The sequence below is a fragment of the Maricurvus nonylphenolicus genome (genome assembly GCF_042854845.1).
In the GTDB taxonomy this organism is placed as follows: Bacteria; Pseudomonadota; Gammaproteobacteria; order Pseudomonadales; family Cellvibrionaceae; genus Maricurvus; species Maricurvus nonylphenolicus.
Map to the genome: position 1 here is coordinate 4826330 of NZ_AP031498.1, position 14734 is coordinate 4841063.

Annotated in this window: 12 protein-coding genes; 5 read left to right on the plus strand and 7 right to left on the minus strand. The window is 47.2% G+C overall.

Annotated elements, in window-relative coordinates; all coding sequences use genetic code 11:
• Nucleotides 1-25: 25 nt before the first annotated feature.
• A complete protein-coding gene (locus ACGHZ6_RS20920) occupies nucleotides 26-1648 on the minus strand; it encodes an acyl-CoA carboxylase subunit beta (RefSeq protein WP_390615991.1) in 1623 nt (540 codons plus the stop codon).
• A gap of 266 nt (nucleotides 1649-1914) precedes the next feature.
• Here ACGHZ6_RS20920 and ACGHZ6_RS20925 point away from each other — a divergent pair, with 266 nt between their 5' ends.
• The 4 genes from ACGHZ6_RS20925 (at nucleotide 1915) to ACGHZ6_RS20940 (ending at nucleotide 5102) form a co-directional block, all read left to right on the plus strand.
• Complete coding sequence (locus tag ACGHZ6_RS20925) at nucleotides 1915-2913, plus strand: AraC family transcriptional regulator ligand-binding domain-containing protein (protein ID WP_390615992.1); 999 nt, start codon at nucleotides 1915-1917, stop codon at nucleotides 2911-2913.
• 223 nt (nucleotides 2914-3136) lie between these two features.
• Entirely contained in the window at nucleotides 3137-3367 is a 231-nt protein-coding gene (locus ACGHZ6_RS20930; RefSeq protein ID WP_390615993.1) for a DUF350 domain-containing protein, read from the plus strand.
• Between the two features lie 10 nt (nucleotides 3368-3377).
• Nucleotides 3378-4214: a hypothetical protein gene (locus ACGHZ6_RS20935; protein WP_390615994.1), complete on the plus strand. Its 837-nt coding sequence runs from the start codon at nucleotides 3378-3380 to the stop codon at nucleotides 4212-4214.
• Nucleotides 4215-4400: 186 nt separating this feature from the next.
• On the plus strand, nucleotides 4401-5102 hold the full coding sequence (locus tag ACGHZ6_RS20940) for a substrate-binding periplasmic protein (protein ID WP_390615995.1): 702 nt from the start codon (nucleotides 4401-4403) through the stop codon (nucleotides 5100-5102).
• A 40-nt stretch (nucleotides 5103-5142) separates the two neighbouring features.
• Here ACGHZ6_RS20940 and ACGHZ6_RS20945 read toward each other — a convergent pair whose 3' ends face one another.
• The 6 genes from ACGHZ6_RS20945 to ACGHZ6_RS20970 all read right to left on the minus strand — a co-directional run bounded on the left by ACGHZ6_RS20945 (nucleotide 5143) and on the right by ACGHZ6_RS20970 (nucleotide 13726).
• A complete protein-coding gene (locus tag ACGHZ6_RS20945) occupies nucleotides 5143-5268 on the minus strand; it encodes a hypothetical protein (protein ID WP_390615996.1) in 126 nt (41 codons plus the stop codon).
• A gap of 20 nt (nucleotides 5269-5288) precedes the next feature.
• A complete protein-coding gene (locus tag ACGHZ6_RS20950) occupies nucleotides 5289-6482 on the minus strand; it encodes a serine hydrolase domain-containing protein (protein ID WP_390615997.1) in 1194 nt (397 codons plus the stop codon).
• A 27-nt stretch (nucleotides 6483-6509) separates the two neighbouring features.
• Nucleotides 6510-8126, minus strand: coding sequence for an AMP-binding protein (locus tag ACGHZ6_RS20955; protein WP_390615998.1), 1617 nt, complete (start codon nucleotides 8124-8126; stop codon nucleotides 6510-6512).
• Between the two features lie 123 nt (nucleotides 8127-8249).
• On the minus strand, nucleotides 8250-10805 hold the full coding sequence (locus tag ACGHZ6_RS20960; protein ID WP_390615999.1) for a TonB-dependent receptor: 2556 nt from the start codon (nucleotides 10803-10805) through the stop codon (nucleotides 8250-8252).
• Between the two features lie 188 nt (nucleotides 10806-10993).
• On the minus strand, nucleotides 10994-12217 hold the full coding sequence (locus ACGHZ6_RS20965) for a serine hydrolase domain-containing protein (RefSeq protein ID WP_390616000.1): 1224 nt from the start codon (nucleotides 12215-12217) through the stop codon (nucleotides 10994-10996).
• Nucleotides 12218-12226: 9 nt separating this feature from the next.
• Nucleotides 12227-13726, minus strand: a complete 1500-nt coding sequence (locus ACGHZ6_RS20970; protein ID WP_390616001.1) for a flavin-containing monooxygenase — start codon at nucleotides 13724-13726, stop codon at nucleotides 12227-12229.
• 240 nt (nucleotides 13727-13966) lie between these two features.
• Here ACGHZ6_RS20970 and ACGHZ6_RS20975 point away from each other — a divergent pair, with 240 nt between their 5' ends.
• A complete protein-coding gene (locus ACGHZ6_RS20975) occupies nucleotides 13967-14677 on the plus strand; it encodes a Crp/Fnr family transcriptional regulator (protein WP_390616002.1) in 711 nt (236 codons plus the stop codon).
• The last annotated feature ends 57 nt before the right edge of the window (nucleotides 14678-14734 follow it).

Below are 14734 nucleotides of genomic sequence, written 5' to 3' on the forward strand. Positions count from 1 at the left end.
GACAGTTCTTATAAGAAGACGTGTCTTATAAACGTCCAATACCAAAGGTATTGCTGTTGAGCTCACGCTCATCGCCTTCGCGACAAACACTTAAGACAAACGCCACTACCGAGCGCGTATCAGCAGGGTCAATCATGTTGTCGTCCCAAACACGCGCCGTATTGGCCAGCGCATTGGATCTTGCTTCCATGGCTTCAATCGTGTCTTTTTCTAGCGTATCAACAGCAGCACGCATTTCATCGGTAATCTCACCGGCACGGGCCATTTTGGCTTCCACAACTTGACGCATAACGCTACCGGCTTGTGCAGGTCCCATCACCGATACCACACTGCGTGGCCAGGCAAATACGAAGCGAGGCCCCATACCGCGACCTGCCATGGCATAGTTACCGGCACCGTAGGAACCGCTGACCATGATGGTAATTTTTGGCACGGTGCAGTTGGTCACCGCCTGAATAAACTTGGCGCCGTGTTTGATAATGCCGGCTTGTTCCGGTTCGGTGCCCACTAAGAAACCGGTGGTATTGGTTAAGAACAACAACGGAGTACCGGACTGCTCGCACAGTTGAATAAATTGTGCAGCTTTGGCGGCGCCTTTAGCGGTAATAGGGCTGTTGTTACCAATCACACCGCAAGGCTGACCTTCGATTTCGATATGGCCGCACAGGGTTCCACTATCCAGATTGGCTTTGAACTCCAGAAAGTCGGAACCGTCAGCGATACGGGCAATCACTTCGCGCATATCAAATGGGGTTTTGGAATCTTCCGGTACAATACCGCGCAGTTCTTCGGCTGCATAAAGAGGCTCTTCATAAGCAACCACCTCTTTAATCGGCTTGTTTTTATTCCAACCCAATTTCTTGGTCACATCACGCGCAATACGAATACCGTCTGCGTCGTTCTCTGCCAGGTAATCATTGGTACCGGCGACTTCACTGTGCATCTCGGCACCACCCAGTTCTTCGTCGGTGGCAATTTCACCGGTAGCGGCTTTCAGCAGCGGAGGCCCTGCCAAATACATGGTGGACTGCTTACGCACCAAAATCAGGTAATCAGAGAGTGTCGGCTGATACGCACCACCGGCCGTGGCACTACCATGTACTACGGTAATTTGTGGAATGCCCATCGCCGATAAACGACACTGGGTGGCAAACATAATGCCCGACTCACCAAAACCGTCACCGGCCAATTTCAGGTTGCCACCACCACTCTGTGACAGGTTAACCATTGGCAGTTTGTTCTCCATGGCGATCTGCATCATGCGACCGCGTTTTTTACCGCCCATCGGGCCAATGCTGCCGCCTTTGGTCAGGTAATCATCAACACCCACAACACAGCGAACGCCACTGATATAACCAATACCGGCGATATAGCTGCCACCGGCACCGGAGCCATCGGTGTCTTCATCTTGCAGATAACCACACAGGGTCGACAGTTCTAAAAAAGGCGCGCCGGCATCCAGCAACAGGCTCAAACGTTCACGGGGCGGGATGTAACCTTTTTTGATGTAACGCTCTGCTTTGGCATGCGCCGCATCAATTACGCGACGCTCAATACCGCGAAATTCATCCACCGCTGCCGTCATCACTTTCTTGTTGTTTTTGAAAGTATCGGACTGGGTATCCAGCTGAGATTCGATAACCGCCATAATGTAATTCCTGTTGCTGTTACTGTTGCTGCAATTGCCTTAATTCACCGACTTATAACCGCTAGAAATAACGCATAAGCCATGACACGGTTGGTGCGTTCGTAAGGCTGGTTGTTAACTTATTCTAGGGAAACCAGCCCCCAAAACATTGGAGAATGCGTAAATTCCATGGAAAACGCGCAAATATCACGATAGGATACGAAGGTCAGACGGGCACAACCTGGAAGCAACAGGTAAAGAGAAGAATCAGGTAGCGAGAAAAGATTATGAGTTTTGTCTATGCAGGCTCATTAATGGCACTGGCCAAAGTCGCCGATGCATTAGAACTAGCGCTGGAGCCTGTTGCCGAGAAGGTCGGTATCGATATCGATGTGCTCAATACACCTGATACAACCATCCCCGCCGAAAAGTACCTGCACCTGCATGAAGAAATTTTGCAGCAAACGGGCAATACCGAACTGGGCTTGCTGATCGGGCGGATCAATTACCTGGAAAGCTTCCACCTTTATATGTCGCTGGCCTCAGCCAGTAACACCTTTCGCGATTGGATCAATCTGATTCCTGGCATGACACCCGCCATGGGTGATTTCATCCAATCCTCTATTAAACGAAAGGGCGAGCACTTTATCTTACAAATGGATTTTGAAGGGCTTGCTAAATCCAAACACTGCTTGCTAACGGATAGCTTTTTGACTTCCTCTGTGATGTTGATGGACGGCTTTTGTGTACTGCCTGTCAGACCGGTGCGAGTGGACTTCACCTACCCTCAACCCAGTGATACCAAAGCATTACAGGATGTATTCCGGGCACCACTGCACTTTGACCAGCCAACCAGCGGCCTTCATTACCACAAGAGTGTATTGGATCTGCCACAACTGCACGTATCCACATCTGTTTACGACAATGTGAAAGAAGAGCTCGAAGAATTCTTAAGCTTTACATCCTGGGCCAGAGATTCTTTTACGACTAACCTGTACACCGTGATTCGACGTCAACTACCCACCGGTAATTGCACGGTAAAGAGTGTGGCAACCGCATTGAACATGTCTAGCCGTACCCTGCAGCTACGTTTAAAAGAGCGCGATACGCAATTCCGATATTTCGTGCAGCAGGTCAGATCCTCTCTGGCCGTAAAATACCTGCAGGACCAGAACTTCAGCATCATTAATATCGCCTTATTGCTTGGCTATGGTGATCCCACATCTTTCTCCGCAGCATTTAAAACCTGGCACGGATGCTCCCCTCGTGAGTACCGAAATAAGTAAATTTACCGATAGTTACTCTCCTGAAGGACAGACAAACCAAGTTCCCTTTCAACTACCCCCAAAGAAATATTTTCCATCCTATTGATTTATATACTGATACAGATATGATCAGCTGAAAAGGATGAATGTAGCGACGCAGGGTTTAGGCGTCCACCACTCAGCAGCTCCCCTTCCGTATACATCTATCCATTTAACTTATGATTCTTGTTGAAAGGAAAAGACTATGGGAGCCGAATTTTTCTCTGCCTCTATTATTAACCTGGCCATTAACCTCAGCTACACCATCGTTGCTCTGCTGGTAGGCGTATATAGCCTGCTGTGGGTCGACAAAAAGCTGTTAAAAAGTGTTGATATCGAAGAGGAAATGAAAAAGGGCAATATCGCGGTTTCTATCTTTGCCTCCACCATTTTGATTTTTGTGGCGATTATTGTCGCCTTTGGCTTTAGGGGTTAGGGCTTAACCCATGTCAAAGCTCAGGGATTTCGTACTCAAGCTGTTGGTTGCCGCTATAGTGCTTATCGGCCACTACCTGGCGGACGAGAATAAACAGCCCAATAGTCCACTGTCGACATCCTTACGACAACAGGTTGTTGCGGCAGAAACCTCGCTGCAATCTGAAGGGGTGGAATTTTCTCGCCAACGGTCAGCCCTGCATATCTTACCGAAAGATGTGCGTCTGCCATCCTATCAGGTCAATGACATGCTGCGCGGCGTCGACGGCAAACATAACCCTGTGGTCTACTACTACCACGATAATTTGCAGCGCATGGTTTACAGCATGTCTGCTTCAGATATCGATGACACCCACCATCTGGTCAATAACTTTCTCGAAGGTTACAAACCTTTTGATGTCGACAACGTTGCCCTGCCGCTTTATGTGCTTGCGCAACGCAAAAGTTACCTCCTGGACGAAAAGCAATATTTCGGCAAAGCTGATGTCTGGCAATCCAGCCGCCAGGCCTATTACTATCCACGCGGCGACTGCGAAGACCATGCCATACTGCTAGCAGACTGGTTGATCGCCATGGGGGAAGATGCCCGTGTTGCCCTGGGCGATGTTGATGGCCAAGGCCACGCCTGGGTTGTGCTCTTTAAAGACGGCAAAGAATATTTACTGGAAGCCACACAAAAACGCGGACTCAGCCGTAACAAACCCTACCCACTGGCGTCACTACACCCCAATTACCACCCTGAGTTTATGTTCAACCGACAATTCTTTTGGGCCAACAGCGGTTCCAAATATACAACTCGCTACAGTGGTAACCATTGGGAACAGCGCAGCCGCGTGCAGGCTTTGTAATATGACCATAGCAAGCCAGAGGGTCATAGAATAATACATTTGTTAGACCTTCCGGCCATATTTTCCCGCTAGATCAAAACCTTATTTAATGTGGCTTTGAATACTGCCCAGTGTGCTTGGCGTTGAAACCATCATTTCCTGAGTCTATAGTAAGTAGATCAATGACACCTTAACGCATGAGGCTGCATGACTAAGTTAAGTCACCGATATATCTGCATAATGGCAGCTTCATGTTTATTGCTCATTACCTCTGTCGCCAGCGGTGAAGAACGTATCTGGAAGGTAGCATCACTGGAATGGAACCCCTACTCGGGATCACTTCTGGAAGGTCATGGCCGATCTGTAGAAAAACTGTCTGAGTTACTGGCGAGAAAAAATATACGACTGGAAATCGAGTTTTTTCCGTGGAAACGAGCCCAGTCTCTCGCCAAAACTGACGAATATATCGGTTATTACCCAGCGTGGCCCTCTGAAGTTAATCCAGGCTTTATAGCATCTCCCCCGATCGATACATCTGTTATTGCGATAATGAAGCGAAAGGATTTTCCGCTTTCTTTTACTTCGATAGATAATCTCTTCAATAACTATCGGATAGGCGTAGTTAGCACATACGTTTATCCTGGCGAAATTGATACCGCTATAGGCAGGTATTCTCACCATGTTGTACTCGCTAAAGACGAGGACATTCTCTTTCGTATGCTAATTGGAAATCGAACGGATGTTGCGATAACAGACCCTAAAGTAATGAATTATATTGCCCAAAAACAGTCAAACCTTATTGAAACCCACTCTATCCTTCAATCTGAGGATCTGGTTATCGCGCTACGGGAATCCCCTGAAACCGCTCATCGAATAAAGATTATCAAACAGCTACTAAGCAACAAGTGAAGAATATACTTTCATTTGACAGCTGAGATACGTAATAACCTCAATAGAACACTTGGCTTTCGAAATCAACGAAACCTTTGCCGTTGTTAACCTGCATGCAGAACAGCAACTGGGCATTCCAAGAGAAAGAACCAACCTTTAGGGCGGTGGTATTTCGATTGGTCATCCACCGGCGTCCGTATGGTGTTAATCGAGCGAAGCTAAACTCATGGATACAATAGCCATTGAAGCTTCTACATAAAACCGCACTTCTGTCTCAAGAATATCGGGACCTGAATTAATCATAAAGTCTGGGTGACGCTTTTCACCCAGACGTACAATGACCATATTCTCACTAGGCACCATGATTACGTATTGTCCGAAGTGCCCCATTAAAGCACTGTACTCTACTGCCTCGGTCTTGCCTCTCCACACAGAGTGGCCATAATAGGGTTCAATATTTTCGGCCAACATTCGCTTTACAAAGTCAGAAAATATTAACGTCTTCTCCTGCCAAATACCCTGCTGCATTAACAGCTGACCAAACTTGGCATAGTTACGCGCATTGGTACTAATACAACAGAACACAAGTTCATTACCATTGGCATCGGTATGCCATAAACCGCTATCGTTCATACCCATTGGCTGCCAAAACTTCTCCGATAGATAATCACTTAATAAGCGACCATTAAGCGCCCTTTTCAAGGCCAGACCTAATAGCTGAGTTGAAGCGCTGGAATAGTTAAATTTGCTGCCTGGGTTGCCATAGAATGGTTGTTGCATAGCCACGCTGTCTACATCGTAGCCATACAATAACCTCATTATCTGCGATAAGGGTGAAAGCGATACTTCTTGCCAGATCATACCACTGGTCATGGCTGATAAATTCGCTAAGGTAACTCCCTCAGCATAGCCATTAAGTTCTGGCACATAGTGGGTTACCGGGGTATCAAAACTTTCAATCAAGCCATCATCGATAGCAGCCCCAACCAGCAAGGTATTTATGGTTTTTGCAATGGAAAATGAGTTAGTCTTACTTAATCTGCCATAGGGATGAAAGTAATGCTCTGTAAGTATTTCACCATCTTTAATGACCAGATAAGCGCTAGACTTTGATTCTGTTAATACCCGACGTAATTCCGGAGACAAATTTTCCTGATTATATTGCGTATGTTTTGGCCAAGGCTGCCCGCCCCTCGCTGCAATAGGACGGGTATCAAAGCTGTGATGATCATTAATATGCGGTCCCAAATAGCCTCTTAGCGTAGATATCTGAAAACTACGTACTAAATGCTCATTTCCGCTGGCATGAATAGCCCACCAAACACTCACAATAAAGATGGGTGCAAGCGTAACGATCAGTAATAGTCTTATCAGATTTGTAGCGGAAATCAGCTTCACAGTTTAAGCACCTCAACATAAAAATTACTATTGCTTAAGCTCACGCCTTAATATTTTACCTACAGTCGATTTTGGCAAGGCTTCCAGAAACTCTACATGTTTGGGAACCTTGTAACCCGCCAATTGCTCACGACAATAATCTCGTACAGTCTGTTCATCTAATGCAGGGTCGGATCGTACAGCAAATAATTTAACGGCTTCTGAAGTTCTCTCGTCAGCAACACCTACGACAGCACACTCAACGATACCAGGATGCGCACTCGCTACATCCTCAATCTCATTGGGATAAACATTAAAACCAGAGACAATAATCATGTCTTTAATGCGATCGACAATACGAATAAACCCATCATCCTGAATAATCGCCACATCGCCGGTACGAAACCAGCCCTCCTGATCAATCACTTCTGCACTGGCCTCTGGACGATTCCAATAACCTTGCATGACCTGAGGGCCGCGAATCAGCAACTCACCCTCTTGCCCATTCGCCAGTTTTAGATTTTCAGTGTCAACGACCTTAACATCTATACCCGGTAACGCTTTGCCAACACTTCCCAACTGGTTTGCATCGACTTTGTTACAGGTAGCCGATGCAGCTGTTTCTGAAAGACCATAACCTTCTAGAATTGTCGATGCAGTACGTTGCTGCCATTCATCGGCAATGCTACTCATCAATGCTGTGCCGCCGGCAATACTGACCTGCAGGCGACTAAAATCAATGGTGTCGAATTGCGGATGGCGCATCAATGCCGCATAAAGCGTGTTGACAGCCCCCATACACATAAAGGGGTTATCTTTCATTGCCTGAATAACAGAGTCCAAATCGCTGGCGTTGGCAATCAATACCGAATGTACGCCTTGGAGACAGCCATTAACGATACTCATCACAAAACCAAAAATATGGTAGAGAGGCAGTGGCATAATAATCGCGTCCTCCAATGCTCGCGCTTCCTGCGGGGGCAATATACTTTGTGATTGCATAGCACTGGCAAAGACATTGCCTTGTGTCAGTATCGCGCCTTTGGCTGGACCGGTTGTACCACCGGTATATTGCAACAAGGCAATATCCTTCATCGTCAGATCAGGAAACAGTTCTGGCTTAGCCTCGACATTCGCCAATAATGTTTGCCAAGGTTGTACATTAATGCCATTGGATGCCACTGCGTGATCACCGGCAAATTCACCCACATGGATGATATGTGCTATATCCGCTACCCCCTTTCCAACGGTTAACACTTCCATAAAACCAGGTACTGCTGCACCCGATGTAAACGCCAACACAGCACCTGAATCTCTTAACTGATGCGCAAGTTCACGCTGGGTATACAGAGGATTGATATTGACTAACACCAAACCTGCTTTGAGCACTCCCCAGGCAATCACTGGGAAGGCTGTGCAGTTCGGCAAATGAACCGCGACTCGATCACCTTTGTTAAGTTTTAATTCGCCCAACAGGTAGGTGGCTAATCTATCGGTTAAATCGCCGAGCTCTTCATAATCCAGTACATCTCCCTGGCAACTAAAGGCGATCTGATGATGAAATTGCTGACAGGCCTGATTGAAGACATCAACCAAACTGGTATAACCCATGGGGTTCAATGAGTTAAGTTTGTTGTCAGTTTCTTTTTGAGCTTGCAGATTCATATCAGTACACCTTTTCGCAAGAACGTTAGCACTATAAAAAAAGTGGCATGCGATGCATGCCACGAAGTCACCATCAATAGAGGTGAGAGAGATGAGTTGAGTAGGATACTTCTCTAAAAACGCTTACAAACTGTAAGCGAATTGCAAGGCTACAGTACGCGGAGGCGCAAGATAGGTACTGTAAGCCGGTGCTCCGGTCAGCGCATAGGAGAAAGGTACTTCACTGGCAAAACCAATAACCTCTTCATCCGTCAGATTTTTACCCAGCAGTGCCAACGACCAGCGATCACCTTCAAGCCCCAGACGCAGGTTATAGAGGGTATAAGCGTCTTGTTCTGTCAGTTTATCGCGAGTTGCGGTATCAGCCAGATACTGATCCTGATAATTCAGATCCAGGGTTGCGCGGAAATCAACACCAGGGGTGAACTCCTGCAAATATTCAAGGCTTAATGTACCTGACAGCGATCGGTCTCTGTCACCAGAGCGGTCACAACCTTCACTGGTATCTACACCGGCCAACTTTTCAGAGGCACTGCAGGAAGCACCTGGGAATTCTGTTGCTTCAAAATCGGTAAACGCCAGTGCACCAGTTAAGGTTAATGGCTCAGCAATACGCCAGCGTCCATCCAGCTCGATGCCCTGTGTTACCGCTTCACCCACATTGGTCACCACAAAGTTACGACCATTAAATGAGCTGCTTTGCAGATCGGAATACTCGGTGTAGAAAACTGCCAGATTGGTTTCGGCACTGCCATCCATCCAGACACTCTTCATGCCAATCTCATAGGCGTTGACGTTTTCATCTTCAAACTCTTCACTGCTAGCGCGAGAGGCCTCAGCATCAAAACCGCCGGCCTTAAAGCCTTTAGAGGCAGAGAAGTACATCATGTGATCTTCGTTGAGATCGTATTCAACGATAACCGATGGGGTAAAGGCGGTTTCTGTGCGATCGGGATCAATATTGTGACGGACAAAGTCGGCAGAGCTAACCACTGATCCGTCACCGTAGATACCACTTAATGCATTGGCAATCGCATCAAATGTGCCTATGGCTACAGGATTGGCGGCATTGTCTTCAACAAACTGCCCCAAAGAATCCAGATCAACACCCGCAAATAGACTGTAAGCGATATTGGCAATAATATCGTTGGATAAACCTGCTCCCGGAACAGCGCCCGCCGCAGTTAAGAAATCGGTCAAGTCATCGTTAACGCCACCGGTTAAGGCATTGATAGTATCGGCCCGGCGCTCACCTTCTTTTTTCTCGTAGGTGTAACGACCACCCAAGGTCAGACGTAAATCATCCTGTAGCTCCCAGGTTCCTTGAGCAAAAATTGCCGCCATGTCACTCTTGGTAGAAAAGTCTGTAACAAAGGCACGTTCATTAAACGGTGTACCTAACCCAAACAAACCAGCGTCATACACGGCACTGACAATATTATTTTGCGGGGTAACCACCTTATCCAGTGAATCCAAATCTGACGTTTGTAAATAAATACCGGCAATCCAATCAAAACTACTGCTACCGTTAGAAGTCAAACGGATTTCCTGACTGAACTGGCTATACTCTTCTTCCGAATCGTTATAGAAAAGTGCAACGCCATTGCCATCGGTATCGCCGATGCGCTTATCCTCATATCCGACAAAACCAGTTACCGATGTCAGATCAAAATGCTCAAAGCTGGTATTAAGCGTTATTTGATAGTTATCAACTTCAATATCCTGACTTTCATCAATATTCGATCTACGGGTACGATTGGTTCCTATAGAATCACTACCAATATCGTAGCCAGCCGCCCCTGAAATGGCAGCCGCCGCTTGTGCATAATTAAGACCGGTGAAGGCAACCGCATCAGGGTTTGAGCCGTTATTCAAATACCCCAAAGCAAGCTCTCTGGCTTCACCACGATTATCAACACGCGTTTTTTCCGCTTTAAAAATGACTTCCGTTTTATCACTGACATCCCAAGCTAACGTCAGACGACCGGTATGACTATTACGACGCTGCTCGTCATTACCGGTAAATTTATTATCGTAGTAACCGCTGGATTCCAGACCACGCAACACCAAACGAGCACGTACCGTATCGCTCAAAGGACCAGAGACAATACCGGTTAACTCTTTGTCATCGTAACGACCGTCATAGGAACCTGAAACGCTGGCTTCGAATTCGTCGGTAGGTTTGGCTGATGTTAACGACAGAGCACCCGCCACACTGTTTTTACCAAACAGCACATTTTGCGGACCACGCAATACTTCAACACGCTCAAGATCTAGCAGGGGGGCATTAGCCAAGGTCGCGCGGCTGTAGGACAAATCATCCATATAAAGGACAACAGAGCGTTCAATACCGGGGTTAGCGCCTGAGCCAATGCCACGGATTTTCATAATCGGGCCAACGCCAGATTCAAACTTGGTAAAGTTAGGCACGTAGTTAGCCAGGTCTTCCAGGTTCTCGATACCCGCTTCGTTAAGCTTCTCGCCGCCAACGGTATTCACTGAAATGGGAACATCTTGCAGGGTCTGTGCACGTTTTTGTGCCGTAACTACAATCTCCTCAAGCGCTAAACTGTTGATCTCTTCAGCGGAGACCTGCATACCTGCCATCATGCAGCTGCTCAAGGTAATCGCTAAGGATAAAGGGTGCGCGGCAAGACCTTTCTTATTGGATATGTTCATAAGTTCGCTCTCAATATATTGCCCTTTGGAATGAAGCAATTGTTTATTATTGGTATCGTTTATAAGCTAAACCTGTCAGTACCAGACTGCCTGCTTAGCGTTTGATTAATTTATCAGCTGAAAAACAAACCACCTGTTTCCCAGGAAACATTTCCGACAACATTGACCGAAAATATTGCAGTAAATATTTATTCCGCACTGTCATCGGCAGCTAGCTGATAGGCTAGCTGCTTAAACTGACGGCTAAATGGATGCAAAAATCCGGGGAAAACCTGAGTCATACACAGGCCTCCAATATTGGCTATGGGAGAAACCCAGAGGTGCAAGCCAAAAATACCGCCCCAGTGAAATTCCCCCGCAGCCGAGGCCGGTTCACCCTGCTCGGGTTTCTGCTTAATCGCAAACCCCAAACCGAATTTGGTAGACGGCATATGCCAGGACGGGCTCTGCACGAAAACATCTGCAGGGCATTGATCCTGCTGCATCAGTTGCAATGACTCTTTACTTAACAGTGAGCCTCCGTCGTATTGCCCCCCAGACATAATCAAACGTAACAACTGGTAACAGTCATGCAGGGTAGACACCAAACCTCCACCACCAGAAAGCAATTGGGTCGGCTGTGAAAACATGCCTGCTACAGGACTATCGATGACGTCACCAACCGGCGCTGAATAGGTTGTTGGATCAGCCAAGCTATAGGCGGGCAGAAAACGTGACTGTTTTTGTTTCGGCACATAGAAACCGGTATCAACCATGCCCAGCGCATTAAGAATATTTTCTTGCAAGAAGTGGTCAAAACGTTGCCCTGACACCACCTCAATCACCCGAGCCATAACATCGGTCGCAAAGCTGTATCGCCAACCTTCACCGGGGTGAAACGCCAGCGGCAACTGCGCCAACAGCTTGCACAAATCATCCAGTGTTGAATCCGCGGGTAACAGCATGGGATTAACACCGGCCTGGTTATAGCGTTGATCGATGACGCTTTCCGGTTCGATAAATCCGTAAGACAGTCCAGACGTATGGCTGAGGAGATGGCGTAGCGTTATGCTGCTGCGCGCTGGCACCTGACCTTTCTCGCTAGTGGAATCCAAGACCTGAAGATCAGTAAACTCCGGCAAGTATTTCTGTAACGGATCGTCCAGCGCTAATAATCCCTGCTCCCGTAACATCATTGCCGCTATCGAGGTAACAATTTTGCTGACAGAGTTGGCTCTGAAGAGAGTATCGTCACCTAAGGTTAGCGTCGTACCATTGCCCTGATCTGCAACACAGTGCTTTACATCTATGGCCTCCTGGCCTTTGACAATCACCGTGCTGATAAAAGGTAAACGCTGAGCATCCACATAGGCCTGCATCGCCTCGTGTAATGCCTCAAAGTTTCTTCCTGCTTGTTTAACTTCAATCTGCATGTCGATTCCTCAGGACTGGTAAACCAGCGCATCGTCATCCAAGCTGCAGTTAGGCAAGATCTCTTTTTCTTTGTAATAATCCAGCTCGAAAGACCATGGTTCTTTATCCCCGCGTTTGGGCATCAAATGACGGCCACGCAACATATAACCAGGGTTAAAATCTTCTTCTGGAATAAAGTACATGGGCTCCATGCCCTCATCCTCAGGACGTAGTTCAGGTGTAACCACTTGTGCCCCTTTCTCATCCATATGATTGAGCAAGCGGCATACATAATCCGCAATGAGCTCGGCACGCATAGTCCAACTGGTTCGCAGATAACCAAAGACATTGGCGAAATTGGGTACACCGGAGAACATCACACCGCGATAAGCCCAGGATTGATGTGGATAGAATGGCTCACCATTGCCAAGGCGCATATCGACACCACCCAACATTTTCAGGTTGAAGCCGGTTGCCGTGATAATAATATCTGCCTCTAACACCTCTCCGGAGGTCAGTAAAATACCCTCTTCCACGAAGCTCTCGATGGTATCGGTAACCACTGACGCTTTACCTTCACGCACATAATGGAACAGATCGCCATTGGGCACGGCAGCCAAACGCTGCTGCCAAGGGCGGTACTTAGGCGTAAAGTGCTTCTCGACAATCTCTTTGGAGCCTACCTGCTTTTCAACTTCGGCAAGCAACGCCTGTTTTACGTATTCAGGGTTTTCTTTCGAGGTCTGATGAATGAGCTTAGAATCGTGGAGGATCTTTTTACGGGTAATATCGTGTACCTGCTCTTCGGGTAAATCCAGCTCCCGCAACATATCCGCCATTTCATTTTTATTTTCCAGCGGCGCGAAATAGGTAGGACTACGCTGCAGCATAGTGACATGCTCAGCATCTTCAGCCATAGCAGGAATAAGTGTTGCTGCCGTTGCCCCTGAGCCGATCACCAACACTTTCTTACCGGTATAGTCATAGTCTTCCGGCCAGGTTTGCGGGTGAACAATGTCGCCTTTAAAGCTCTCCATATTGGGAAAATCAGGCGTATAACCCTGATCATGCTCGTAATAACCGGCACACATCCACAAGAAACTGGTCGTTACGGTGTACTCACGGTTTTCTTCTGTATTTTTAAGGCTAACCGTCCAGTGCTTTTTCTCATCAGACCATTGCGCCGAGGTAATCTGGGTGTTGTAGGTAATCTTGTCATTGAGACTGTTTTCTTCAATTGCCTCTTCCATGTAGCGAAGAATCTCACCAGCCGTTGCAATAGGCACACCGTTCCAAGGTTTAAAGCTGTAACCAAAGGTATAGAGGTCACTATCAGATCTAACACCGGGGTATTTATGCGTTTCCCAGGTACCGCCCCAACGGGATTTACTCTCAACCATCAAAAAGCTTTTATTCGGGCACTTATTCTGTAAGTGATAAGCACAAGCCACTCCGGAAATTCCAGCCCCAACAATCAACACATCCAGGTGCTGAATTTGATTATTTTCAGTTTGCTTGGTATCGACCATCTTGTACCTACCTTCATAATAAACGCTACTCAATCTCATACGTTCACCAGGTATAAATTACTTACCGGGATCACGTTGTTAATTGACTCTATCAGAAGGTTTCAGGAGAGATGTGTTACAAGCGGAACACATAAAAGCGATTAATTTCCGTGTAAACTTGGTCTATAGCTAAGCAGTAACAACTGACATATACTGATTGAAGCACCACCCCCTTATAGAGTCCTGCAGAAAGGATCGGCCATGCCCAGCGAGAAAAACTCTCCACGCATCATGGATGCCATACTTAACTGCCCCTGGTTTACCGGCATTGACACCGCAGACCTGGAAGTATTGGCTGGCCATGCATCGGTTAAACGCTATAAAGCCAATGAATTTATCTATCAGCCGGGTGAGCGTAAAACCCATATTTTTTGCATTCTTGAAGGCCGCATAAGACGTTCCATATCCAGCAGTTTGGGGCAAGAGCTTTCTCTGTCAGATCAATTAGCGGGAGAGTGGATTCCTGATGCCATCGCCACTGAAAGGCCTTTGCATCTGGATATGAAAGCGATTGAGGCCACTGATATGCTTGCCATCCCTCGGGGCCAAATGATTAGCTTTGCCGACAATCACCCCTCTATTTACAAACACCTGTATTTGTTTCAGGCGGAAACCAGCCGTGGCTTACTCACCATGCTGGAGGCGATAGCCCACTTTCCATTAAGAGCCAGGCTGGCCGCCAGGATTGTGCATTTAGCCAATGACCACGGGAATTCTGTTGAAGGTGGGACCCGTATTCCGCAATGCTTGAGCCAGAACGATCTGGCGCTGCTTTCGTTTGGGTCACGCCCCAGAGTTAATCGCATACTGAAAGAATGGACCGACCGGGGTATTCTGACCGTGGATAACAAGCACTACATCGTCAATGACATAGAAGCACTTGCCCACGAGTCCGAGCAACACTACCTATAGCCAATAATCCATGGCCTTTTCTGTATCCCACGTAACAGGGATTTCATCTTCACTCCC

Coding starts and splice junctions, on each gene's coding strand:
- ACGHZ6_RS20945 (WP_390615996.1), bottom strand. CDS start 5,268: ATGACCAATCGAAATACCACCGCCCTAAAGGTTGGTTCTTTCTCTTGG.
- ACGHZ6_RS20940 (WP_390615995.1), top strand. CDS start 4,401: ATGACTAAGTTAAGTCACCGATATATCTGCATAATGGCAGCTTCATGT.
- ACGHZ6_RS20920 (WP_390615991.1), bottom strand. CDS start 1,648: ATGGCGGTTATCGAATCTCAGCTGGATACCCAGTCCGATACTTTCAAA.
- ACGHZ6_RS20970 (WP_390616001.1), bottom strand. CDS start 13,726: ATGGTCGATACCAAGCAAACTGAAAATAATCAAATTCAGCACCTGGAT.
- ACGHZ6_RS20975 (WP_390616002.1), top strand. CDS start 13,967: ATGCCCAGCGAGAAAAACTCTCCACGCATCATGGATGCCATACTTAAC.
- ACGHZ6_RS20955 (WP_390615998.1), bottom strand. CDS start 8,126: ATGAATCTGCAAGCTCAAAAAGAAACTGACAACAAACTTAACTCATTG.
- ACGHZ6_RS20930 (WP_390615993.1), top strand. CDS start 3,137: ATGGGAGCCGAATTTTTCTCTGCCTCTATTATTAACCTGGCCATTAAC.
- ACGHZ6_RS20935 (WP_390615994.1), top strand. CDS start 3,378: ATGTCAAAGCTCAGGGATTTCGTACTCAAGCTGTTGGTTGCCGCTATA.
- ACGHZ6_RS20965 (WP_390616000.1), bottom strand. CDS start 12,217: ATGCAGATTGAAGTTAAACAAGCAGGAAGAAACTTTGAGGCATTACAC.
- ACGHZ6_RS20925 (WP_390615992.1), top strand. CDS start 1,915: ATGAGTTTTGTCTATGCAGGCTCATTAATGGCACTGGCCAAAGTCGCC.
- ACGHZ6_RS20960 (WP_390615999.1), bottom strand. CDS start 10,805: ATGAACATATCCAATAAGAAAGGTCTTGCCGCGCACCCTTTATCCTTA.